General features: G+C 67.3%; 23 protein-coding genes and 1 pseudogene. 19 read left to right on the forward strand and 5 right to left on the reverse strand.

Annotation, left to right across the window (positions count from 1 at the left end; all coding sequences use genetic code 11):
- Together ACIQ6O_RS02790 and arfB are read left to right on the forward strand one after the other, a co-directional pair.
- Positions 1–192, forward strand: a pseudogene (locus ACIQ6O_RS02790) (hypothetical protein); the annotation flags it as partial.
- The gene (arfB, locus tag ACIQ6O_RS02795; protein ID WP_396206247.1) at positions 189–632 is read left to right on the forward strand and encodes an alternative ribosome rescue aminoacyl-tRNA hydrolase ArfB; all 444 of its coding nucleotides are present in this window, start codon (positions 189–191) and stop codon (positions 630–632) included. The pseudogene ACIQ6O_RS02790 and the gene arfB, both read left to right, overlap by 4 nt.
- Here arfB and ACIQ6O_RS02800 read toward each other — a convergent pair whose 3' ends face one another.
- Entirely contained in the window at positions 633–1,379 is a 747-nt protein-coding gene (locus tag ACIQ6O_RS02800) for a hypothetical protein (protein ID WP_396206248.1), read from the reverse strand.
- 120 nt (positions 1,380–1,499) lie between these two features.
- Here ACIQ6O_RS02800 and ACIQ6O_RS02805 point away from each other — a divergent pair, with 120 nt between their 5' ends.
- From ACIQ6O_RS02805 to ACIQ6O_RS02850, 10 genes are all read left to right on the forward strand, one after another.
- Complete coding sequence (locus ACIQ6O_RS02805; protein WP_396206249.1) at positions 1,500–1,907, forward strand: hypothetical protein; 408 nt, start codon at positions 1,500–1,502, stop codon at positions 1,905–1,907.
- Between the two features lie 111 nt (positions 1,908–2,018).
- The gene (locus ACIQ6O_RS02810) at positions 2,019–4,253 is read left to right on the forward strand and encodes a peptidase domain-containing ABC transporter (RefSeq protein WP_396206250.1); all 2,235 of its coding nucleotides are present in this window, start codon (positions 2,019–2,021) and stop codon (positions 4,251–4,253) included.
- Positions 4,254–4,256: 3 nt separating this feature from the next.
- Entirely contained in the window at positions 4,257–5,603 is a 1,347-nt protein-coding gene (locus tag ACIQ6O_RS02815; RefSeq protein ID WP_396206251.1) for an HlyD family secretion protein, read from the forward strand.
- Positions 5,603–7,090, forward strand: a complete 1,488-nt coding sequence (locus tag ACIQ6O_RS02820) for a TolC family protein (RefSeq protein WP_396206269.1) — start codon at positions 5,603–5,605, stop codon at positions 7,088–7,090. Before ACIQ6O_RS02815 ends, ACIQ6O_RS02820 begins: the two co-directional genes overlap by 1 nt.
- Positions 7,091–7,267: 177 nt before the next feature.
- Positions 7,268–7,477 carry a CPXCG motif-containing cysteine-rich protein gene (locus ACIQ6O_RS02825; RefSeq protein WP_396206270.1) on the forward strand — a complete coding sequence of 70 codons (210 nt, stop codon included), beginning with the start codon at positions 7,268–7,270 and terminating at the stop codon, positions 7,475–7,477.
- Positions 7,470–8,945: a CHAD domain-containing protein gene (locus tag ACIQ6O_RS02830; RefSeq protein ID WP_396206252.1), complete on the forward strand. Its 1,476-nt coding sequence runs from the start codon at positions 7,470–7,472 to the stop codon at positions 8,943–8,945. The genes ACIQ6O_RS02825 and ACIQ6O_RS02830 overlap by 8 nt, the downstream gene beginning before the upstream one ends.
- Before the next feature lie 6 nt (positions 8,946–8,951).
- Positions 8,952–10,160, forward strand: a complete 1,209-nt coding sequence (locus ACIQ6O_RS02835) for an HDOD domain-containing protein (RefSeq protein WP_396206253.1) — start codon at positions 8,952–8,954, stop codon at positions 10,158–10,160.
- Between the two features lie 44 nt (positions 10,161–10,204).
- Positions 10,205–10,636, forward strand: a complete 432-nt coding sequence (locus ACIQ6O_RS02840) for a hypothetical protein (protein ID WP_396206254.1) — start codon at positions 10,205–10,207, stop codon at positions 10,634–10,636.
- Positions 10,602–11,036 (forward strand): RNA-binding S4 domain-containing protein, encoded by a 435-nt coding sequence (locus ACIQ6O_RS02845; RefSeq protein WP_396206255.1) that lies wholly within the window; start codon positions 10,602–10,604, stop codon positions 11,034–11,036. Before ACIQ6O_RS02840 ends, ACIQ6O_RS02845 begins: the two co-directional genes overlap by 35 nt.
- A gap of 166 nt (positions 11,037–11,202) precedes the next feature.
- A complete protein-coding gene (locus ACIQ6O_RS02850; protein WP_396206256.1) occupies positions 11,203–11,874 on the forward strand; it encodes a response regulator in 672 nt (223 codons plus the stop codon).
- 52 nt (positions 11,875–11,926) lie between these two features.
- On the opposite strand, the gene ACIQ6O_RS02855 is transcribed toward ACIQ6O_RS02850, so the two are convergent.
- Complete coding sequence (locus tag ACIQ6O_RS02855) at positions 11,927–12,193, reverse strand: hypothetical protein (RefSeq protein WP_396206257.1); 267 nt, start codon at positions 12,191–12,193, stop codon at positions 11,927–11,929.
- Positions 12,194–12,218: 25 nt separating this feature from the next.
- Positions 12,219–12,647 (reverse strand): RidA family protein, encoded by a 429-nt coding sequence (locus tag ACIQ6O_RS02860; RefSeq protein WP_396206258.1) that lies wholly within the window; start codon positions 12,645–12,647, stop codon positions 12,219–12,221.
- Between the two features lie 23 nt (positions 12,648–12,670).
- Between ACIQ6O_RS02860 and ACIQ6O_RS02865 the strand changes: the two genes are divergently transcribed.
- Positions 12,671–13,807: an alanine racemase gene (locus ACIQ6O_RS02865; RefSeq protein ID WP_396206260.1), complete on the forward strand. Its 1,137-nt coding sequence runs from the start codon at positions 12,671–12,673 to the stop codon at positions 13,805–13,807.
- A gap of 9 nt (positions 13,808–13,816) precedes the next feature.
- Here the strand turns inward: ACIQ6O_RS02865 and ybaK are convergent, their stop codons facing one another.
- Positions 13,817–14,296: a Cys-tRNA(Pro) deacylase gene (ybaK, locus tag ACIQ6O_RS02870; protein ID WP_396206261.1), complete on the reverse strand. Its 480-nt coding sequence runs from the start codon at positions 14,294–14,296 to the stop codon at positions 13,817–13,819.
- A 35-nt stretch (positions 14,297–14,331) separates the two neighbouring features.
- Here ybaK and ACIQ6O_RS02875 point away from each other — a divergent pair, with 35 nt between their 5' ends.
- From ACIQ6O_RS02875 to ACIQ6O_RS02895, 5 genes are all read left to right on the forward strand, one after another.
- Positions 14,332–15,642, forward strand: a complete 1,311-nt coding sequence (locus tag ACIQ6O_RS02875) for a DNA polymerase thumb domain-containing protein (RefSeq protein WP_396206262.1) — start codon at positions 14,332–14,334, stop codon at positions 15,640–15,642.
- 73 nt (positions 15,643–15,715) lie between these two features.
- Complete coding sequence (locus tag ACIQ6O_RS02880; protein WP_396206263.1) at positions 15,716–16,015, forward strand: hypothetical protein; 300 nt, start codon at positions 15,716–15,718, stop codon at positions 16,013–16,015.
- 194 nt (positions 16,016–16,209) lie between these two features.
- Entirely contained in the window at positions 16,210–17,202 is a 993-nt protein-coding gene (locus ACIQ6O_RS02885) for a sodium-dependent bicarbonate transport family permease (RefSeq protein WP_396206264.1), read from the forward strand.
- Positions 17,203–17,212: 10 nt separating this feature from the next.
- Positions 17,213–17,539, forward strand: coding sequence for a P-II family nitrogen regulator (locus ACIQ6O_RS02890; RefSeq protein ID WP_396206265.1), 327 nt, complete (start codon positions 17,213–17,215; stop codon positions 17,537–17,539).
- 8 nt (positions 17,540–17,547) lie between these two features.
- Positions 17,548–18,456: a LysR family transcriptional regulator gene (locus tag ACIQ6O_RS02895; RefSeq protein WP_396206266.1), complete on the forward strand. Its 909-nt coding sequence runs from the start codon at positions 17,548–17,550 to the stop codon at positions 18,454–18,456.
- Between the two features lie 116 nt (positions 18,457–18,572).
- On the opposite strand, the gene ACIQ6O_RS02900 is transcribed toward ACIQ6O_RS02895, so the two are convergent.
- On the reverse strand, positions 18,573–20,198 hold the full coding sequence (locus ACIQ6O_RS02900) for an ATP-binding protein (protein ID WP_396206267.1): 1,626 nt from the start codon (positions 20,196–20,198) through the stop codon (positions 18,573–18,575).
- Between the two features lie 189 nt (positions 20,199–20,387).
- Between ACIQ6O_RS02900 and ACIQ6O_RS02905 the strand changes: the two genes are divergently transcribed.
- Positions 20,388–21,544 (forward strand): HAD-IC family P-type ATPase (locus ACIQ6O_RS02905; protein ID WP_396206268.1); only part of this gene is annotated, 1,157 nt, incomplete at its 3' end.

Raw genomic sequence — 21,544 nt, forward strand, 5'->3', positions numbered from 1 at the left:
CCGACCTTCGGCCACGGTACGCCACGTATGCTGCTCGACTGTGAGTTGCGCCGCGTGGGATACCAGAAGCTGTCGTTCACGCGCACGGGCCCCGAGGAATACGTCGCCATCTATGAAGCGCCCGCGCTGGTGGCGCGCCCCACCCCGGCCGCCGTGTCAGCGTCGCTGCGGGCATCACCGTGCCGGCCGTGAGCCGGCCCGAATCGGCCGACGGGCTCACGGTCGCCCCGGGCGTGTACATCCCCGCGTCCGAGTTGCAGGTGTCGGCGATCTCCGGTGGCGGCCCCGGCGGGCAGCATGTGAACAAGAGCGCCACACGCGTGGCGGTGCAGTGGAACGTGCGGACCACGCGCGCGCTTCGCGATGATCAGCGCGAGCGCGTTCTGCTCAAGCTGGCGTCACGCCTCGACAGCGAGGGGGTGATTCGGATCGTGGGCGGCGAGTTCCGCAGCCAGCAGCAAAATCGCCGGGCGGCCTTCGAGCGGCTGCAGCAGCTCGTGGCGCGGGCCCTCGTGGTGCCCCGCCCCCGGAAGGCCACCCGGCCGACCTTCGGTTCCGTTCAGGAACGCCTCTCCGACAAACGCCAGCGGAGCCAGACCAAGCAGCAGCGACGCCGACCGCTCGACGACTGATCAGAAGGCGATGACGTTTACGCCGAGGTAGTAGGTGATGAAGTCGGCACGACCGCGAACCGGCACGACCGGCGTATTGGCATCGTAGGCCTGCCGCACGCGATCAGCGGTGAGGTAGCGTGCATCGTCGTGGCGCAGGAAGCGCGCCCCGAGATCGAGTCGCACCGGATTCGTGCCCCGGTGCAGCAGGACATAGCTGCCCACCGCCCCACCATACGCCCACACCGCATCGCTGGAATTGGTGGTACTGGCGAACGGCGTGTTGGTGTTCTGCGAGCCCTCCACTGTGCTTTCCGTCCAGAACACGGAGAAACCGCCGAGCGCCGTCGCGTAGGGGGTGAACGTCCCGGTGGGGCCAAGCAGCTGCGGCCCCGCCACCACGGAGACGATGTTGCTCGTCGTACGAAGATCGAGTTGGATGAGCCCGCCGGTCCCCGAGAGGGGAATACGACGGCGGCTATTGGCGTAGGACACGAGCGAGAGGTCGCCGCGGAAGTTGAGCAGCTTGTTGCGGTCGAGCGCCCCCATGACGTAGGCGCCGACCCCGAACCCGTTGTTGGTGTTGGCGGCAAAGTCGCCCTTGGGTTCAGTAACCTGCAGGTGGAAGCCGAGCGAGCCCTTGCCGGAGGGTGGACGGCTGGCGCCATCCCGCGAGTCCTGAGCGTGAACCGGCAGGGGGCCCATCATGGCACCCAGCACGGCCACCGCGACGGCGGTGGCCCGAAGAGAGAAAGAAACGGTAGACATACGACGCTATACGCCGGTCGCGCCCAGATGTGTCATCACCATTCCCCTAGTTGGGAAACCGTTGGATTCTCAGCGCTGAACCTTGAATCCCGACCAATGCCATCACCATTCTTAGAGGCTATGGTCGATCGTCTCCCACGCCGCGCGCTCCTCGTCCTGGCGCTCCTCCTCGGAGCGCTGGGTTCGGCGTGGCGTCCCATGGCCGCCCAGCCCATGCACGCACGGCAGGATGCGGCCGAGCTTCGGATCGCGATGGCGGTGCTGGAGCGTGGGCACGGTGTGTGGTGCCCGTCGCACCTGACCGACTGGACGCCCTCCGGTCATCGGTCCCCCTCGTGGCATCGTGGCACCGGTCGCCGCGCCCCCCGCTCGGCCGGGTTTTCGCCGATCGCTACGCCGGCGGGGAGCATACCCGCCATCGATCCGTTCGTCCGTCAGCAGGTGGCGCCATTCGCCCTCGCCTCGCTACGGGTGCAGAATACGGATCGTTCCGCGGTCTCACCGCGCGCACCGCCTTCCGTCTACTGACGAACCGCTGGTTTACCCTCCCGTGTTCACGCCTCGCGCGAACACGGGGCGGTCTGCATGTGTGCGTCCGCGCGCATGCCCTGCCCTTCCTCAGTCTTTTGAATCGCGAGCATGTCGGCACAGGCAACCCGAGTCAACCAACTCATCTCCGAATCGCTCGGTCTCGACGTCGAGCAGTCGCGCTGGCGTACGCTGACGCGGCAGATCTCCCCCAACTCTCCGGTGGCCGTTCGCGTGCGCTCGATCGCTGGCGCCGTGGACGTGGGCTATCTCGATCGCACCCTGCGCGCCGACGACGTGCGCGCCGCGATTCGCGACAAGGAGCTCCCGCTCGTCCTGATCGACCGGGACGGGCGCGACGTCATCATCCTGCGACGCGACCCGCAGGACGAGGTGATGGCGATCGTCGTGCAGAGCGACGGTTCCGACTCCCGTATTGAAGGCGAGGGGGCGGCTCTGGCTGAACTGGTCCTGCGTCGGTTGGGGCACAGCGGCAACATCCCGGCGCTCGCGCCCATGGCGCTGCGCTCGGCGATGGCCGTCCACGGCGATTCAGCCCCGCACAGCCCGCTCGAAGGGGCGGCGGCGCACGGTGAGGCCGAGCATCTCACGCCCATCGATCGCACCTTCGCGCTGCTGGCCCGCGAAAAGCGGGAAATTCTCACGGTATTCTTTTACGCCACACTCGCCGGCGGATTGAGTCTCATCCTGCCGCTCGCTGTGGGCGGTATCGTGCAGCTGGTGCAGGGTCGCCTGTTCCTGCAGCCGGTGATCGTGCTCATCTCCTTCGTCATTCTGGGCACCGTCGTTGCTGGCGTGCTCCAGATCGGAATTCTGCGGGTCGTCGAGCGCATCCAGCAACGCATCTTCGCACGCATGGCGCTCGAATTCGCGTTCCGCGTACCACGCTTCAAGTATGCGTCGTCGCTCGAACAGAACCTGCCCGAGCAGATGAACCGCCTGTTCGAAGCCGTGGCGATTCAGAAGGGGTTACAGAAGCTGCTCATCGATGTGCCCACGGCGCTGCTGACGGTGCTGTTCGGGCTCATTTTGCTCACGGTGTACAGCCCGTGGTTCTCGCTGTTCGCCGTGGTGGTCGTATTCCTCCTGTATCAGATCATCCGCTGGACCGGCCCGGAGGGGTTGGCCACGTCGATCGTGGAGTCGAAGTACAAGTACAAGGCCGTGCACTGGCTCGAGGAGATCGCCCGCGCGTTCCACGCCTTCAAGTACGCCGGCGATTCCACGCTCCCGGTGGAGCGCATGGACGATGTCATCACCGGCTACATCAAATACCGCAAGAAGCATTTCGCGGTGCTGGTGAAGCAGACGATCGCCCTCATCGGCTTCAAGACGTTCATCACGGCGGCGGTGCTGATCATCGGCGCCACGCTGGTGCAGACGAACCGCCTGCTGCTGGGGCAGTTCGTCGCCGCCGAAGTGGTGATCGTGACCGTGCTTGTCGGCGTGGAGAAGCTCATCACGAGTCTTGCCACCGTGTACGACGTGCTCACCTCGGTGGACAAGGCCGGGCACGTGGCGGATCTGCCGCTCGAGACACGCGGTGGCCTGGCCCCGGTGTTCACCCCCGGCACCGGCATGGCCATCGAAACGCGTGACCTTCGGTACCGGTACCCGGGGGCGCCAGGCGCCACCGTTTCCGGGGTCTCACTGCGCATCAATCCCGGTGAGCGTGTGGCCCTCATGGGCATCGACGGTTCGGGGCGAAGCACGCTGCTCAAGCTGTTGGGAGGGCTCGTCGACGACTACGACGGCACCATCCGCTTCGACGGCGTCACGCTGCGTGACCTCGATCGCCCGGCGCTGCGTGCGCGTATCGGTCAGATGTTGTCATGGACAGACCTCTTCGATGGCACCGTCGAGGAGAATGTGAGTGTGGGTCGCGCACACATCACGCCGCACGACGTGCGCGAGGCGCTCGACGATCTGCATCTCACGGACGAAATCCAGAATCTGCCGCAGGGTATCCAGACCGAACTCACCAATGGCGCCCGCAACCTCCCGGCCCACCTGTTCAACAAGTTGCTGGTGGCCCAGGGCATCGTGGGACGTCCGCGTCTGGTGGTCCTCGACGATTTCTTCCAGAACCTCGAAGCCTCGTCGCGTTCGTTGATCGTTCGTCTACTCACCGACCGCGAACGGCCGTGGACCGTAGTCGCGGTGTCGCACGACCCTCAGCTGCTCGTGGCCTTCGATCGTGTGCTCGTGGTGCATGAGGGACAAGTAGTGCGCGACGGCAGTTTCGCCTCGCTGCGCAACGACCCGCTGTGCCGCAGTCTACTGCACGACTCCCAGAACGATTCCCCTGCTGCTTCCGGAGACTGACCCATGGCCGCCTCCGATATCGATATCGAACGTGAACTCAAGGCCTTGCCGCTCGAAACCACGGTCCTGCTGAACAAGGCCGACAGCGGGCGCGTGGTTTCGCGCTGGCTGCTCGGGCTGCTCATCACGCTGGTACTCGTGATGTTCCTCCCGTGGCAGCAGAACGTCCAGGGCAACGGCGCCGTCACGGCGCTCAGCCCCGCCGACCGCCCGCAGCAGCTGCAGACCCGCATCGACGGGCGCATCGAAACGTGGTTCGTGTCCGAAGGCCAGTACGTGAAGAAGGGCGACCCGATCGTCCGCATTTCGGAAATCAAGGAAGACTATCTCAATCCCAACGTGTTGCCGCTCACCCGCCAGCAGCAGGAGGCGAAGGAGAGCGCGATCGGCGAGAAGCTGAATAAGGCGGCAGCCCTGGCGGAGCAGGTGGGCCAGCTCGAGCAGCAGCGGGAGTTCAAGCTGCAGCAGACGCAGAACAAGGTGCTGCAGTATCAGGCGGAGGTGCGTCAGGCCACGCTGGAAGACTCGGTGGCGCGTGATCAGCTGCGTCGTCGCGAACGCCTGTTCCGTGACTCGCTCGGCCTGGTTTCGGTAAACGACCTGCAGACCTTCCAGATTCGTGTGCAGTCGGCTGCAGCGAAGCTGGTGGAGAAGCAGCAGATGCTCGCGATCACGCAAACCGACCTCGCGAGCATCCCCGCGGAATACGGTGAGAAGATCGCGAAATCCCGCTCGGATCGTGCGGCCACGCTGGCCGAGGTGAGCGAGGGGCGTTCAGATGTGGCCAAGCTCAAAGACAAGGTTGGTTCGCTCACGCTGCGCAATTCGTTCTACGTGATCGAGGCGCCGCAAGATGGCTACGTGGTGCGTGCCACCCGCGCCGGTCAGGGCGAAATCGTGAAGGCCGGCGAACCGATCGTGACGGTGCAACCGGCGCGTCCCCGCAAGGCGGTGGAACTCTACGTGAAGCCCATGGACGTGGCCCTGCTCAAGCCCGGCCGTCATGTGCGCGTGTTCTTCGACGGGTGGCCGGCCCTGCAGATCTCGGGCTGGCCGCAGGTCGCCGTGGGGACCTTCGGCGCGCAGGTCGTAGTCATCGATCAGTTCCCGAGCAGCGATGGACGATTCCGTGTGCTGCTCGTGCCCGACACCACGCACGACGAACCGTGGCCGGCGCAGCTGCGTCTCGGCACGGGTGTGGAAGGGTGGGCGATGCTGGACAACGTGACGGTGGGCTGGGAACTCTGGCGTCAGCTGAACGGCTTCCCGCTTTCCATCAAGCCCAATGATGCGTTGCCGGGTGATGCCGTGGCCGGCGACAAGAGCAAGGGTGGGGGAGCCAAGAAGTGATGGTGCGCTTTTGCATCGCCGCCCTGCTGTTGTCGGGTGCGGTGACTCGCGCTGGCGCGCAGGCGATTCCCGTCGCGGACACCGGGCGCGTGCGCACGAGCGCGTTGGTGGGCCTCGAGGTGGACACGTCGGGTACCCCGTTCACGTTCCCCGGCTTCGTAGACGCGGTACTCGCCCATCATCCCGTCGCGCAGCAAGCGCAGCTCGTGGCGAGGCAGGCGCGCGCGGAATTGCGGCAGGCCTGGGGGGCGTTCGACCCCAAGCTCGTCGCGGCGTGGGATCAGAAGCGGTTCGGCGGCAGCGACTATTTCCGCTACTTCGATGCGGAAATGAAGATTCCGCTGCCGATCGGTGCCGACGTCACGCTCGCGTATGATCGGACCATGGGGCGCTATGCCAACCCCGATCGGCGCACCGCTGGCGGGGGGACGTTCTCGGCCGGCATTTCCCTGCCACTGGGACAGCGCATCGTCACCGACGAGCGGCGGACAGCGCTGCGTCAGGCGCAGGCGGCGCGCGATGCCGGTGAAGCGGAGCGCGTGGGGATTCTCAACAAGCTCCTCTTCTCGGCGGCCAAGGATTACGGCGCGTGGTACGAAACCTGGCGTCGGCGCGCCATCGCGCAGGAAGGCGAAGCGCTGGCCGACTTCCGTTTGCGTGCGGTCCGGCAGCGCGTGACGAACGGCGAGAGCGCCCCGATCGACACGATCGAGGCACTCCTCGAACTGCAGCGGCGTCAGGTCACGCGGTACGAAACCGAAGCGTCGTTCTACGTCGCCACGCTCAACCTCACGGCCTATCTGTGGGACGACGCCGGACGCCCGTTGGCCATTCCCGGCGACGCGAAGCCTGTACTCGATGGCATGGGGCGCGTGGGCATCGACTCGTTGCGCCTCGACGCCCTGCTCTCGCTCGCCACGCGCCGCAATCCCGACCTACTCAAGGTTCAGGCCAAGGTGCAGCAGGCTGAGGCTGATCGTCTCCTCGCCACGCAGGGGTTGATCCCGCTGGCCGAGGCCAAGGTGGCCGGACTGGCGGAGCGCGGTGGTGACGCGTCGTTCTTCAATCAGGACCGGCTGAGCGACAACTACAAAGCCGCGCTCACGGTGAGCACACCGCTCCTGTTTCTGAAGGAATCGGGGAAGTTCAACGCCACCGGCGCCAAGCTCGAATTCCAGCAGTTCGAGCGCGATCGGCTGCGGCGGGATGTTGAATTCGACGCCCGGGCCGCCATCTTCGACCTCGCCAACCTGCAGCGCCTGCTCCAGCGGCAGCAGGCGAACGTGCGCAATGCCCGGCTGCTGCGGGACGCCGAGCAGATCCGTTTCGAGAACGGTGAAAGCACCCTGCTCATTCTCAACCTGCGTGAACGGCTCGTCCTCGACGAAGCCGTGAAGCTTGCCGCCCTCGAAGGCAAGGTGGCGGCGGCGCGCGGGGCGCTCGTGCTCGCCACCGGTGACCGAACGCTTCTCACCGATTCGCGCTAGATTCTCCGTATGACTGAACGGATGTGGGACGACGAAGGCGAGCTTGCGGACGACCTCGATGAGGAGCTTGAGGACGACCGCGACGAGGACGCGGACGACGAGGCCGAGGAGGATTCGTCCGACGACGAGTTCGACGACGACTCGCTACTCGACGACGAATTCTCCGACGGCGATGGCGTGGCCGATCTCTCGGGGAGGGTCTCGTGTCCGTATTGCGGCGAGTCGGTAGAGATCACGCTCGACCCAGGAGGCGGCGCCAATCAGCAGTACATCGAGGATTGCCAGGTGTGCTGCCGCCCGTGGGTCGTATCGGTCAGCTACGACGAGGATGGCACCGCGCACGTGTTCGTCGATGCCAGCGACGATCACGACGAGCACGATGACTGAGACGCGGGCGCCGTCTCCGGAGCAGGTGCGCACGCTGCTGGCCGATGCGTTGCGTCGGCCGGCCCAGGAGGGCGCCCGTCTGATGGCGCTGCACTGGCTGCACCAGCTGGCCGCGGCGCGCTCGGCGTGGGGAGGGTTGGCAGACGGTGCGAACGCGCCGGTCTCGCCCGAGCAGGGTGGTTCTCCCGCGGCCAACGCCACGACCGACGTTCTGCACAAGGCCCGCGTGGCACTCCGTCGCTTACGTGCCACGAACCGCGAGAACGAGCGGGTGCTCGACGCGGTGGTCGATCGCCGAATCGCGCGCGCCTTGCGGGCACTGGGACAGGCCACCAACGCGATTCGCGACACGGATGTCCAGCGCGCCTGGCTCGAGACGGAGGAAGAGCGCCTGCCGGCGGCAGCGCGCGACGAGGCGCAGCGATTGCGCGCGTGGCTCGACGCTCGCGCCCCGAAGTCGCTGGCGCCAGTGGAAGCGGCCTTTCGGGCGCACTTCGACGGCATCGAGGAGCGACTGTTCACGCGGCTCGGCAGCTACCAGCTCCTGAGACGCGTGGGCATCGACAGTGCCCCCGCGCCGTTCGCGCGTCATCTCGCCACGCGAATCGGCCGGGCGGCGAATCGGCTGCGTCGTGATATCGAACGCGTGGAAGACGCGGACTCGCAGGACGCGATGCACGAGGTGCGCATTCGCCTCAAGCGCCAGCGAGCGCTCATCGCGCCGTTCGCCAAGACCCGGCCCGCCATCGGGGCGTGGTTCGACCTCGCCACGCGCGGACAGGATTTGCTGGGGGCCCTGCGCGATGCGGACCTGTTGGCCCAGCGGGCGCGGAAGCTCGGCTTTCACGCACTCGAACGTGCACTGCGCGACATCGTGCTGGCGCACTATGTGGTGTTTCGTCAGGACTGGTGCGAACGGATCGACGATGTGCTGCGGACGCTCGAGGCCGCGGCCATCGCCCTGCGCGCCGAAGCCGCCCCCCTTTCGGCGAACGGCCTGCCGATGGAGATCGAGCGCAAGTATCTGTTGCGCGCCTGTCCTCCGGCGGCACACACGGTGGCGCCCATCCGGATCGAGCAGGGCTGGATCGCCGGTCAGGCGCTCAAGGAGCGACTGCGCCGGCGCACCGCGCCTGATGGCTCGGTCACCTGCTGGCGCACGGTGAAGCTCGGGCCGGCCGAAGCGCGGGTGGAGGTGGAGGAGACCTGTTCGCCGGAGCTGTTCGCGTCGCTCTGGGCGCTGACGCAGGCGGCGCGCGTGCGCAAGGATCGCTACGTCGTGCCGCACGGCGCGCACACGTGGGAGATCGATGTGTTTCTCGATCGGGAGCTGGTGCTCGCCGAGGTGGAGCTGGGTGACGTGAATGAGGCGGTCACTTTGCCACCGTGGCTCGCGCCGTATCTCGAGCGCGATGTGACGGGTGAGCCGGCGTATTTCAATGCGGTGCTCGCGCGTCCGGAGTCGTGAGGGATCATGCTCATTTCTCTGGCGCCGTTGCGTGATCGTCGTGATCGGGTGATGGGGTACGCCCTCAGCGCCTATCCGGAAGACACGCGCGGTGCGCCGCTCGACCCGGACGAGGAAGCGCGGCTCACGCTCGCGCAGGTCCCGCAGGTGAGTCGCATGGTCGGGCGCAGCCTCGTGGTGCCGGTCATGCCGGCCCTCGTGCGCGAAGGCGCGCTCGCCCGCTACGCGTCGCTCGACGCCGTGTGGCTGGTGGCCACCGAATCGCTGGAGGATCCCGCGACCCGCCGGGCGGTCGACCGGCTCATCGGCGCCGGATTTCATTTCGCGCTGCAGGGCTTCCCCGAGGGGGATCCGCTCCCGCCCTCGGTGGCGGGGAGCACCGTGGTGCTGGATGGGGCGCGTACCTCATCGAGCCTCCTGGAAGCGCGTGTGAAGGCGCTGCTCGAGGTCGGCCTGCGCCCCTTGGTACGCGGGGTCGACGATCGCGTCACGCGGCAACGCGTGTTGGCGGCCGGCGTGCCCATGTATACGGGCCGGCAGCTCGCCCGCGGCGCGTCGGTGGCCGCCGACCGCACGACGGAGGACAGTGTGCTGCGGGCCATCGGCATGCTGGCGGCCTTCAGCGACGGGCGTCCGCCCGACGCGGCCTTCGATACGTTCGTGCGTGACGATCCGCATGTCGCCGCCTCGCTGCTCAAGGCGATGTCGTCGGCCGCGCTGGGCGTGCGCGGCCCGCGCAGTGTCTCGCACGCGCTCAATGTGCTCGGTCGCGATGCGATTCTCGAGCGACTGGTCGCCGTGACCGCGCGCCTCATCGGCGACGCGGCGCAAGATCAGGAGCTCGCCTTTACTGCGTTGCGTCGTGCCCGGTTGTGTGAACGGGTGGGGACCGCGCTCGACACGGCGCCGCATCCGCGCGCCCGCGTCGTGGCCGGCCTGCTGTCCACCTTGGAGTTTGCGTTGGCCATGCCGGCTCCCGTCATCGCGCAGCGCCTGCAGCTACCGCCCGCGCTGCGCGATGCGCTCGACGGCCGCGACCGACCGCTGGGCCAACTGCTCGATGTCGTGGACGCCATCGAGTACGGCTGGTGGGAGGATCTCACCGTGCGGTGCCGGCAATTGAGCATCCGTCCGCGTGTCGTGGCCGACGCCTGGCTGGAGACGTGGCGCAGTTCGCGCGACGAACTCGGTCTCTCGCGCCCCGACTATCTCTGATTCGTACGTACGCGATGCCGCTACCGGGTATCGCAGGAGTCTCCATGGCTGAAACCGCTCGCGAGTACCTGATTCACCGTTTCCGCGGCGATGCGCAGTCGCTGCGAGAACGGATGATCTCCCTGCAACGCGGCGCGAAGATCCCCGGCCCCGATGCGGCCACCTCGGCCCGCATGGCCGACGCCTGCGACGCGGTGGTGCAGGCGCTCGAGGCGATCGGCGCCCACGACGACATCCGGCACGAACTGGCCGCGCTGGCGGCGCTGATTCCGCACCTCGAGGAACGCGCGAAGGCGAGTGGGCAGCTGCCGCCGGTGCGGGCCGTGTACGCCGGTGCCGCGACGCGCATCCGTGAGGTGGAGGCGGCGGAGGCGAAGGCGCAGACGGGCGAGGTCGATGACGATCTGGATGTCGACGATGACATCGACGATGACATCGACGATGACGTCGATGATGACGACGACGCTGATGCATGACGGACAGGAGCAACCCGGCAAGGTCCGCCTCGACAAGTGGCTGTGGGCGGCGCGGTTCTTCAAGACGCGCGCGCTCGCGGCCGAGGCGATCGATGGCGGCAAGGTCGACGTGAACGGCGACCGGGCCAAGCGCGCCAAGCAGGTGCAGCACGGCGATGAAGTGCGCCTGCGCCAGGGGCCGGTGGAGTGGATCGTCATCGTGCAGGACGTCGCCGAGCGCCGTGGATCGGCCGAGATCGCCCGCGGGCTGTACCAGGAAACGGACGAAGGGCGGCGAAAGCGCGAGATTGTGACGGAACAGCTGAGATCCATGCCCACCGCGTTCTCCTACGGTGACAGTAAGCCGGGCAAACGGGACCGCCGCGCGCTGCGTCGATTGAAAGGCGAAGGCGAGTGGTGAGGCGGCGCCAGCGTTAGACTTCATGAAAGTCATTTTACAGACAGCGTAGACGGCGCGTTTGGCGTTAGAATGGCACTGCCATTCGGATTCCGGTCCCGAGGCCGCCCCTAGGCCGGCCCTCGGCACCCGCAGTACGCCGTCGCCATTCCTCTCCCTGGTTTCCCGCATGCAGATCCTCGTCATCGAAGACGATCGGTTGGTCGCCGATCTGATGCGTCAGGTACTCATGGACGAAGGCTACGCCGTCGACATTGCGCCCGTCGCCGAAGACGGGCGGCGGATGGCCATGGCGAATACCTACGACGCCATTGTGCTCGACCTCGAGCTGCCCGACCGCAACGGTCTGGCCGTGCTGCAGGATCTCCGACGGGAAGGCCGGACGACACCGATCGTCGTCGCTACGGCGCACGATACCGCCGCCGATGTCGTGCGGGCTCTCGATGCCGGTGCCGACGACTACCTGCAGAAGCCGTTCGCCAACGAAGTCCTGGCCGCCCGCGTGCGCGCCGCCATCCGCCGCGGCGGTGCCCGTTCGATGGAAAAGGTGCAGGTCGGTGACCTTACGCTGCATCGCGTGAATCACGACGTGCATTGCCAGGGCAAGCCGGTCACGCTCACCGCGCGGCAGTACGCGCTGCTCGAGTTCCTCGCCATGCGCGCCGGTGAAACGGTGACGCGCCCGATCCTGCTCGAACATGTGTGGCATCTGCAGTTCGACCCCGGGTCGAACGTGGTGGACGTGCACGTGGCCCAGTTGCGCAAGCGCCTGCGCGAGTCGGGGAGCGTCGTGGACATCCGCACGGTGCGCGGCGAAGGCTACGCCCTCGACGTGGGCTGATCGCGCGCAACCCGTGGCCGCGACGTGTTGCCGCGACGCGTCACGCCCCTCGCTACATCAACGCCAGCGCCCGGCGCACGACGCTCTCCGTCGATTCGCCGGGCGTCGTCGTGAGGACCCCCTGCGACGTGATGGTCGCGCCGGCACTCACATGATCGTCGGCGGCAGCCCCCACCACGACGACCCGCACGAGGCCGTCGGCGAGGCACTTGGCCAGCTCTGCCGGGCGCGATGCCGAACGCACCGCCACGCTGTGCGCCCGGAGGGCCTGCTCGACGGCGAGGCGCCAGGCGCGATCGCCGCTGTATACGGCGATCATGCCGTCTCCCGTCGCCGCGACCGCATCACGCCGAGGGTGGCGCGACCGCCGCGATGGCGGAGATCTCCACGAGAATCCCACGCAACTGCGCGCCCACCACGGCCCGAGTCGGGAACGGCGGCGAAAACACGGTGCGATAGATCGCGTCGAACGTCCCCCAATCGTTCTCGTCGGCGAGATACACGGTGACGCTCACGACATCGCGCAGCGACGCCCCTCCGGCGCGCAGAATGCGCTCGAGGTTCGCCAGCGTCACCCGCGTCTGTTCCTCGACCGTGGTGCCCACGATGGTACCGGTGGCAGGGTCGCGCGGCGTTTGTCCCGAGACGAACAGCAGCTGCGGATTATTTGCGGTGCGCACGCCGGGAGAGTAGGCTCCCGCAGGCGGCGGCAGATCGGGCAGCGTCACCGGGGTCCACTGGCGTGGTGATTCGATCGCGTCGGACTCAGACATTTACGGCTCGTGGAGGAGTGGCGGTGGCAACGTATCTCGAGCAACTCGAGACACCGGTTCCGGTAGTCGATCTCGACCGGCTTGCCCACAATCTGGACCGAATGGCGGCGTACGCCACCCTGCACGGTCTTCGTTTGCGCCCGCATGTCAAAACGCACAAGTCGCCGCGCATCGCCGCCGAGCAGCTGCGCCTCGGCGCGATCGGTCTCACCTGTGCCACCTTGCGTGAGGCCGAGGTCATGGCGGACGTGTGCGACGACATCCTCGTGGCCTATCCGCCGGTGGGGGCCGCCCGTCTCGAGCGCCTCGCGCGCCTTCCGGGCCATGTGCAGATCGCCGTGGCCGGCGATGACCCGCAGGCGCTCGATGCATTGTCGGTGGCCGCGCGACTCGGCCATCGGCACATCGACGTCATGGTCGAGGCCGACCTCGGCATGCACCGCGTCGGCGTGTCGTCACCCGAAAAGGCGGTGGCCATGGCGCGGCAGATCGATCGCTCCTCGGCCCTGCGTTTCGCGGGGCTCCAGTTTTATCCGGGGCACATCCGCGCCCACGTCAACGAGCAGGATGCAGGACTGGCCCAACTCGGTCGCGATCTCGGGGCATACATCGACGCGCTCACCGACGCCGGACTCCCGCCGCGTATCGTGAGCGGCGGATCGACGCCGGCGGCGTGGCGCATGCACGAGGTGCCCGGCGTGAACGAAGTGCGCCCGGGGACGTACGTGTACAACGATCGCACCACCGCCCAGATCGGCGCCTGCGACTGGGAGGACTGCGCCCTCACCGTGCTCGCGACCGTCGTGAGCGTGAGCGTGAAGGGCCAGGCCGTGGTGGATGCCGGCACGAAAGCACTGGGGCGCGAACCGCTGCGCGCCGAAGGCGATGGGTACGGCGCGCTGCTCGACCACCCCGAGGTGATCGTGTCCCGCATGTCGGAGGAACACGGCATTCTCGACCTGTCGAAATCCTCGTGGCGCCCGCGACTCGGTGACCAGGTGCGCATCGTGCCCAACCATGTCTGCATCGTGGTGCATCTGTTCGACGAACTCTTCGGCGTGCGTGGCCATGCGGTGGAAAGCCGCTGGCCCGTGGAGGCTCGTGGGCGCGCCTCCAACCGCGAAATCGAGCGCGCGCCGTTGGGGCCGCGGGCGGTGTAGCCGCCGAGGCTACACTTTCCCGGCCTTCGCGACCGGCGCATACACGCCACCGGTGAGACGCAGCAGGTCGTCGGCGGCCAGTGCGATTTCGAGCCCGCGGCGGCCGGCGCTTACGTGAATGCGATCGTAGAGTACGGCGCTTTCGTCGAGCACCAGCGGCAGCGCCTTCTTCTGCGCGAGCGGGCTGATGCCCCCCACGATGTAGCCCGTGGCACGCTCGGCGGCCGGCTGCTCGGCCATCTTCGCCCGCCGCCCGCCCAAGGCGTCGGCGACCGCCTTGAGATCGAGCATGCCCGTCACCGGTACCACCGCGCAGGCGAGCCCCACGCCGTCCACATCGACGACCAGCGTCTTGAACACGGTGGCGGGATCGAGCCCCAGCGCGTCCGCCGCTTCCAGCCCGTACGACGCCGCGCGAGGATCGTGCTCGTAGGCGAGCACGTCGTGCGGCACAGCCGCTTTGCGGGCGAGAAGAATGGCGGGCGTCACCCCTCCATGTTGCACGAGGGCGATAGCTTTTCGCCATGACCACCGCGCGCCGAATTCTGCTCGTGGACGCCGACGCGTTCTTCGTGGCGGTGGCGCGTCAGGTGGATCCGGAGGGCGCCGGCAAGGCGGCGCTGCTCATCGTGGGCGGGCGACCGGGCTCGCGGGGCGTGGTGTGCAGCGCCTCGTACGAATGCCGCGCCTTCGGTGTGCGGTCGGCCATGCCGATCAGCCGGGCGCTCAAGCTGTGCCCCGAGGCGATGTGCGTCCCGGTCCCACGGGGGGCGTGCAGCAGCCGGAGCCGGGAGATCCAGGCGGTCCTCGCCCGGTTCGCCCCGGTCGTGCAGGCGTCGAGCATCGACGAGTGGTACTGCGATCTGGGGGGCACCGAGGCGCTCTACGGACATGAGCCGCTGGCGGCCACGGCCCATCGCATCCGGCAGGCGGTGTTCGAGGCCACCGGGCTCAACGTGTCCATCGGCGGGGGGACTTCCCGGCTGATCGCGAAGATGGCGGTGGAGGTGGCGAAGCCCAAGCCAGGCTCGGGCGCCGACGGGGTTCACTGCGTGCCGCCGGGCGGGGAGGCGGCTTTTCTGAGCCGGTTCCGTCTGGCCGACCTCCCGATGGTGGGGCCGCGGCTGGCCGAAAAGCTGGCGCGCATGGGGCTGGAGACAGTGCAGGACGCCCAGGCATGGCCCGCCGAAGCGCTCGTAAGCCGCCTGGGTGAGCGGGCCGGGACGTGGCTGGCCCGCCGGGTGCGCGGGGTGGACGACAGCATCGTGTCGCCGCGGGAGCGCCAGAAGCAGGTGAGCCGCGAGGACACCTTCGCCCGGGACCTCGACGATGACGAGGTGATCGAGCGTGAGCTGCTACGGCTTGCCGTCCGGGTAAGCGCCGACCTCCGCCGGCAGGCGCTCCGGGCGCGCACCGTGACCGTGAAAGTCAAGGACCGGGACTTCAAGAGCCGCACGGCGCAGCGCACGCTCGCGAGCTTCATCGAGTCGGAAAAGTCGGTGGTGAAGGCGGCGCGTCCGCTGCTGCGGCACCTGCGCGGCAAGCGGCCCGTCCCCATTCGGCTGCTGGGCATCGCCCTCTCCCACTTCGACGACGACCCCGACACCGCGCCCCTGCCCGCGGCCCAGCTCGGCCTGTTCGGGGCGGAGGCCGTTCCGGTGGCCGCACCGGCCACCGGCAGTGCGCCGGCGCCGGCAGACCCCGAGGAGTCACCGCGCGACCGGGCCCTGACCCGGGCACTCGATCGCATCCGGGATCGTTATGGAGCGGGGGCGATTCTCCCGGCCCGCCTGGTGGACCCGGAGCAGGACACGGGGCCAAGGGTGGAAGAATGACCCGGGCTCGACTAGGTTCCCCCCGGTCGCAGTGTTCCGCCGACAGCCATCACTACCTGCTCAGGGTGTTTTCATGAGTGCTCAGCAGTACGATCCGAACAAGTTGGGTTGGGGCGCGGCCCTGATCACGTGCATCTTCACGGCGGCGCTGGGCTTTGGCGCGTACACGATCCACAACAATACGTATCGTCACCCGCGCGACCCGATGAACCAGCAGGTGTACTACGAGCGCGACCAGGCGAAGCATGCCGCCGGTGGCGAGCATGGTGCCGCGGCTGGCGAGCACGGCAGCGGCGAGGCGCATGCGCCGGCCGCCTCGGAAGGAGAGCACAAGGCTGCGGAAGCGGCCGCTCCGGCCGGCGAAAAGCACTAAACGTCCCGCTCGACGGGTACGCGAAGGGGCGCCACGGTTATCGTGGCGCCCCTTTTTTGCGAGTACAAGCCCATAGATTTTATCAATGTGTTTAGACTAAACATTCGATTTGAATGTCAGCCCTGATTTGGTGAGACTATCGGTGTGACCACACGCGCCGTACGCGGCGCCGGCGTCCCCCTCCACGCACGCTCATGCTCGACATTCTCAAGGCGAATCTGCTCTCGCCCATTCCGCTGGCCTTCGCGCTCGGGATCTTCGCGCGGCTGGTGAAGAGCGAGTTCTCGCTCCCCAAGGACATCTACAGCGCCCTCTCCATCTACCTGCTGTTCGCGCTGGGGCTCAAGGGCGGCGTCGAACTCTCGCACGCCACTTTCGACGAGATCATCGCCCCGGCCGGCGTGACACTGCTGCTCGGGTGCATCACACCCATCAGCACCTTTGCGGCGATGCGCTACCTCGGCCGTTTCAGCGCGTCCGACGCGGCCGGTATGGCCGCGCACTACGGATCGGTGAGTGCGGTGACTTTTATCGCCGCACAGCAGTTCACACTGCGTGTGGGGGCGCCGGCCGAAGGGTTCATGCCCACGCTGCTCACCTTGCTCGAGAGCCCCGGCATTCACATTGCCCTTTTCATCGGTGCCATGCAGCGCAACCGGCAACTCATCGCGGCGGGAGGTAGTGCCGGCGAGCACGGCAAAATCACGGCCGTGCTGCACGAAGTCCTCACCGGGCGCACGATGATCCTGCTCGTGGGCGGCCTGGTGGTGGGCTACCTGATGGGCGAGAACGGGTGGAAGTCGGTGTCCCCCTTCTTCGACAGCGGGTTCAAGGGCGCGCTTACCCTCTTCCTGCTGGAAATGGGTGTGGTGGCAGGCGGCCGCCTCGGCGATCTCAAGAAGGTGGGACCGTTCCTGCTCGCGTTCGGTGTGGTGATGCCGCTGGTGCATGGCGCCCTTGGCGTCGCGCTTGGCTCGTGGGCGGGGCTGTCGGCGGGAGGCGCCACCGTCCTGGGTACGATGGCCGCGAGTGCGAGCTACATCGCCGCACCGCCCGCGGTGCGCCTCACGCTACCGGAAGCCAATCCCACGTACTCGCTCACGGCGGCGCTGGCGATCACCTTCCCGTTCAACATCCTCGCCGGCATCCCGATCTACTATCACCTCGCGCAGCGTTTCGCTGCCTAAGTTCCGAGTCATGCTTACCTATCCCTTCAAGCTGGTCACGATCATTGCGGAACCCGTGCTCGAACCGCGCATCACGCAGGAACTGCGCAAGCTGGGCGCGTCGGGATTCACGGTGGTCGAGGGGCGCGGCGAGGGATCACGCGCACTTCACGCCGCGGAGATTCCCGGCATCAACGTGCGGATCGAGACCATCGTCCCGCTCGAAGTGGCCGAGCGCATCGTGCAGCATGTGGCCAAGAGCTACTTCAACGACTACGAAGTGATCGTGTACCTCTCCGACGTTCAAGTGGTGCGTGGCGAGAAGTACAGTCCGGCGCCGAAGAGCGGTGGCCTCTGAGTTTTCCCATGCCCTCGCTCAACACGCTGAACTATCAGCACCTGCTGTACTTCTGGGTCGTGGCGCGCGAAGGGAGCATCGCGCGCGCCACTGAGGTCCTGCACCTCACGCAGCCCACCATCAGTACGCAACTCAAGTTGCTCGAGCGCGCACTCGATGCGTCGCTGTTCGAGAAGCGCGGACGCAATCTGGTGCTCACCGAAACCGGGCATCTCGTGTTTCACTATGCGGACGACATGTTCCGCACGGGGCGCGAACTCACCGAGGCGCTGGCCCGCGGCGATGTACGACTGCCGGCCAAGCTGGTGGTGGGGATCTCCGATTCACTCCCCAAGCTCACGACGTGGCGACTCCTCAAGCCGGCACTCGACGCCATCGACGGCTTGCGCCTCACGTGCCGCATCGACAAGACCGAGCGCCTGCTCGCCGACCTCGCCGTGCACGCGCTCGACGTGGTGCTCACCGACACCCCCGCATCGACGGCGCTGCCCATCACCCTGTTCACGCATCTGCTTGGCGAATGCGGCCTCACGGTGTTCGGGACGGAGGAACTGGCCAACCGCTACCGGCGCAAGTTCCCGGCGTCGCTCGATGGCGCCCCGTTCATCATGCCCACCTCGAACACCGCCATGCGCCGTTCACTCGATGCATGGTGTGTGGCGCGTGATGTGCGCCCCGACGTCGTCTGCGAGGCCGAAGACGTCGCGCTGCTGCAGGTGTTCGGGCAGGAGGGGATGGGACTGTTCGCCGCGCCCACCGTGGTAGAAGCGCAGATCCGCCGCGCCTATCATGTGCGGGTCGTGGGGCGCCTCCCGGACGTGCGCGAGCGCTTCTACGCCATCAGCGCTGAGAGAAAGCTCGCGCACCCGGCGGTCGTGGCGCTGACCGAGGTGGCGAGGACGAGATTGTTTGGGTGAGAGCGCGAGAACCGAAAGCTGACGACCGAAGACTGAAAACTCCTCCGAAAATCACGCGGTTTCCGGGGGAGTTTTCAGTCTTCGGTTCTCAGTCGTCAGCTCCCTGTGCCTGCCACCTACACCGGCACCGTAAACCAGAACTCCGCACCCTTGCCCACTTCGGACTCCACGCCGATGTCGCCGCCGTGGGCCTCGACGATTCCCTTGGCGATGTAGAGGCCGAGCCCCGAGCCCGCGCGAAGCAATCGCGGCGCCTGGAAGTACCGTTCGAACAGGCGCGGGACGTCATCGGGCGCGACCCCTGGCCCCGAGTCGCGCACGCTGATGCGCAGCATGTCCTCCTCGCGGGTCGCACTCAGCACGATTTCACCACCATGCGGGGTAAAGCGCACGGCGTTACCCAGCAGGTTCGACAGCACCTGCTGCAGCCGATGGCGATCGGCGAGCAACACGGGCAAGTCGTCATCGAAGCGCCGGACGAAACGCAGCGCCGCATCCTCCATGACGGGCTCGAACATGTCGGCGCATTCCTTGAGGATATCGCTCGCCGGCACACGCCGGCGCTCCACCCGCAGGCGCCCTGCCGAAATACGGGAGACGTCCTGCAGATCCTGAATGAGCCCGTCGGCCTGTCGCGCTGCCGCGCGCACGGCCTCCACCTCATCACGACCCATGTTCGCCGGCTCCTCCGGCATACTGGCCGTATCGGCTTCACGCTTGAGCACCGCGCCCGTGAGCATGACGATGGCGTTGACCGGGTTGCGCAGATCGTGCGACACGATGGCGAGCATCTCATCCCGCTCGCGGACGGCGCTGCGGGCCTGCTGATACAGTCGGGTATTTTCGAGCGCGAGTGCGGCGAGCCCCGCGAACTGATCCGCGACCTGCTGTTCCTCGAGCGAGTGCTTGGCGCCGGGCCGCGTACGTACGAGATGCAGCGCGCCGATGGCGCGGCCGCCGGCACGTAACGGCACCAGCAGGATGGCGCTCGCACCGAGCGACTCCGCCCGCGTGCGCGAGTCGGCATCATGGAAGTTGGCGTTGAGCCATACCGCGACATCCGTGATCCGCTGCGATTCGGATTCATGAGCCGCGCGCGCCCCACTCATTGCCGCGGGCTCGATTTCGAACGGTTCGGCGACGCGCGACACCAACGCAGCCGTGTCTTCGTGGCGATGCGGATCCATATGCGTCGCCGCCGCGCGACGCACTGCCCCATCGGGGGTGAGTAGCTCGAGCATGCTCCATTCGCCAAGCAGCGGTACCGGCAACTCGGCGATCGTCGCCATGGTGGATTCCACGTCGAGCGAAGCGGCGAGCACCCATCCGGCGGTGGCAAGCAACTTCTGGCGCTCTTCGCTTTTCACGCGCTCACCAACGTCACGCAGCGTTACCATGAAGGTGCGCTCGCCTTCCATGGTCACGCGCGCAATCGACGCTTCGGCGGGAAACTGATCCCCATTCTTGCGCAGTCCGGCAATGGGCCGCCGGTAGGCCATCGTGCGCGCATCCGTGTCGCCTTCGGCGAAGGTCCGCACGTGTCCGCGATGCACGGCCCGCGCACCCATCGGCAATAGTCGATCGAGCGGCTGGCCGAGCATCTCGACTTCGGTCCACTGAAAGATCTGCTCGGCGCCGCGATTGAAGCGCACGATGCGGAAGTTGTCATCGAGCGCGATAATCGCGTCGGACGCGATGTTGACGATCGCCGCGAGGGCAGCGTGGGAATGCGTGTCAGCCATACAGCGAAAACGTAATCATCGGATGCATTGTCAGCGATTCCACTCTTGACGCCATACGGCTGAGGCCGCATTGGAGCGGAATGGTCGAAGCGCTCGTTGCCGAGGGGGAGGTAGCCACGGGGAGCGCGCAGCACACCGTCTCGTCATACCATGTACTGGACATCATCTTTGCATATGCGAATATCTGGTGTGCCTTTCCCAATATCTCCCCTGCCCCTCGTTACGCTAGGCTTTCTGCTGGTGGGGTTTGCGACACCGTTGGTGGTGGCGGCTGACCCGTGGCGTGATCGTGTGTGGCTGGTCGGCCTGCTCGTCACCGGTCTTCCGGTGGCGTGGCGCACCTTGCGCGGCATGCTGCGCGGTGAGTTCGCGGCCGATGTGGTGGCGATGTTGGCGATCGTCGGCGCCCTGCTGCTGGGGCAGCCACTCGCCGGACTCGTGGTGGTGCTCATGCAGACCGGTGGGGAGGCACTCGACGCCTACGCGGTGGCCCGTGCGTCGAATGCCGTGGAGGCGCTGGAGGCCGACGCGCCGCGTCATGCGCACCAGGTGGTGGATGGACGCGTGATCGATATCGACGCCGCAGCCATCGAGCCGGGTGATGCGCTGCTGGTGCGCCCTGGCGAGCTCATCCCTGCCGACGGGGTCGTCGTAGATGGGAGTTCGCATGTGGACACGTCGCGGCTCACTGGAGAGCCGGTGCCGGTGCGGGTGGTGGCGGGTACGAAACTCTCGTCGGGGAGCATGAATCAGGACGGCGCCTTCACCATGCGCGCCGACCGGCGCTCGCAGGAGAGTCAGTACGCCTGCATCGTGGACCTGGTGCGGAGTGCCCAGGCGTCGAAGAGCCCGCTTCAGCGCACCGCCGACGTGTGGGCGGTGTGGTTCACGCCGCTCACCCTCGTGGCATGTCTGGTGGCGTGGCTCGTCTCGCACGAGTGGACGCGCGTTCTCGCCGTGCTCGTGGTCGCGACGCCGTGCCCGCTCATTCTCGCGGCGCCGGTCGCGATCATCGGTGGTATCAATCGCGCAGCGCGACGCGCCATCATCGTGCGACACGGCAGTGCGTTGGAGGGGCTGGCCAAGGTGGACACGGCGGTCTTCGACAAGACGGGCACGCTCACGGTAGGACGGCCGCAGGTGGCCAACGTGGTCGTGGGTACGTCGGCACCCCCGATCGAGTTGCTCGCGCGCGCAGCGGCGGTAGAACAAGGCTCCGGGCATCTGCTGGCGCGCGTGATCGTCGCGGAAGCCGAGCGGCGCGGCGCGAAACTGGGGCTGGCGTCGCAGCTGCAGGAGACGCCGGGGCGTGGCGTGACGGGTGAGGTGAACGGCGAGTGGGTGGC

The sequence above is a fragment of the Gemmatimonas sp. genome, assembly GCF_044345575.1.
GTDB lineage: Bacteria > Gemmatimonadota > Gemmatimonadetes > Gemmatimonadales > Gemmatimonadaceae > Gemmatimonas.

Coding starts and splice junctions, on each gene's coding strand:
- ACIQ6O_RS02800 (WP_396206248.1), bottom strand. CDS start 1,379: ATGTCTACCGTTTCTTTCTCTCTTCGGGCCACCGCCGTCGCGGTGGCC.
- ACIQ6O_RS02805 (WP_396206249.1), top strand. CDS start 1,500: ATGGTCGATCGTCTCCCACGCCGCGCGCTCCTCGTCCTGGCGCTCCTC.
- ACIQ6O_RS02810 (WP_396206250.1), top strand. CDS start 2,019: ATGTCGGCACAGGCAACCCGAGTCAACCAACTCATCTCCGAATCGCTC.
- ACIQ6O_RS02815 (WP_396206251.1), top strand. CDS start 4,257: ATGGCCGCCTCCGATATCGATATCGAACGTGAACTCAAGGCCTTGCCG.
- ACIQ6O_RS02820 (WP_396206269.1), top strand. CDS start 5,603: ATGGTGCGCTTTTGCATCGCCGCCCTGCTGTTGTCGGGTGCGGTGACT.
- ACIQ6O_RS02830 (WP_396206252.1), top strand. CDS start 7,470: ATGACTGAGACGCGGGCGCCGTCTCCGGAGCAGGTGCGCACGCTGCTG.
- ACIQ6O_RS02835 (WP_396206253.1), top strand. CDS start 8,952: ATGCTCATTTCTCTGGCGCCGTTGCGTGATCGTCGTGATCGGGTGATG.
- ACIQ6O_RS02840 (WP_396206254.1), top strand. CDS start 10,205: ATGGCTGAAACCGCTCGCGAGTACCTGATTCACCGTTTCCGCGGCGAT.
- ACIQ6O_RS02845 (WP_396206255.1), top strand. CDS start 10,602: ATGACGTCGATGATGACGACGACGCTGATGCATGACGGACAGGAGCAA.
- ACIQ6O_RS02850 (WP_396206256.1), top strand. CDS start 11,203: ATGCAGATCCTCGTCATCGAAGACGATCGGTTGGTCGCCGATCTGATG.
- ACIQ6O_RS02855 (WP_396206257.1), bottom strand. CDS start 12,193: ATGATCGCCGTATACAGCGGCGATCGCGCCTGGCGCCTCGCCGTCGAG.
- ACIQ6O_RS02860 (WP_396206258.1), bottom strand. CDS start 12,647: ATGTCTGAGTCCGACGCGATCGAATCACCACGCCAGTGGACCCCGGTG.
- ACIQ6O_RS02875 (WP_396206262.1), top strand. CDS start 14,332: ATGACCACCGCGCGCCGAATTCTGCTCGTGGACGCCGACGCGTTCTTC.
- ACIQ6O_RS02880 (WP_396206263.1), top strand. CDS start 15,716: ATGAGTGCTCAGCAGTACGATCCGAACAAGTTGGGTTGGGGCGCGGCC.
- ACIQ6O_RS02885 (WP_396206264.1), top strand. CDS start 16,210: ATGCTCGACATTCTCAAGGCGAATCTGCTCTCGCCCATTCCGCTGGCC.
- ACIQ6O_RS02890 (WP_396206265.1), top strand. CDS start 17,213: ATGCTTACCTATCCCTTCAAGCTGGTCACGATCATTGCGGAACCCGTG.
- ACIQ6O_RS02895 (WP_396206266.1), top strand. CDS start 17,548: ATGCCCTCGCTCAACACGCTGAACTATCAGCACCTGCTGTACTTCTGG.
- ACIQ6O_RS02900 (WP_396206267.1), bottom strand. CDS start 20,198: ATGGCTGACACGCATTCCCACGCTGCCCTCGCGGCGATCGTCAACATC.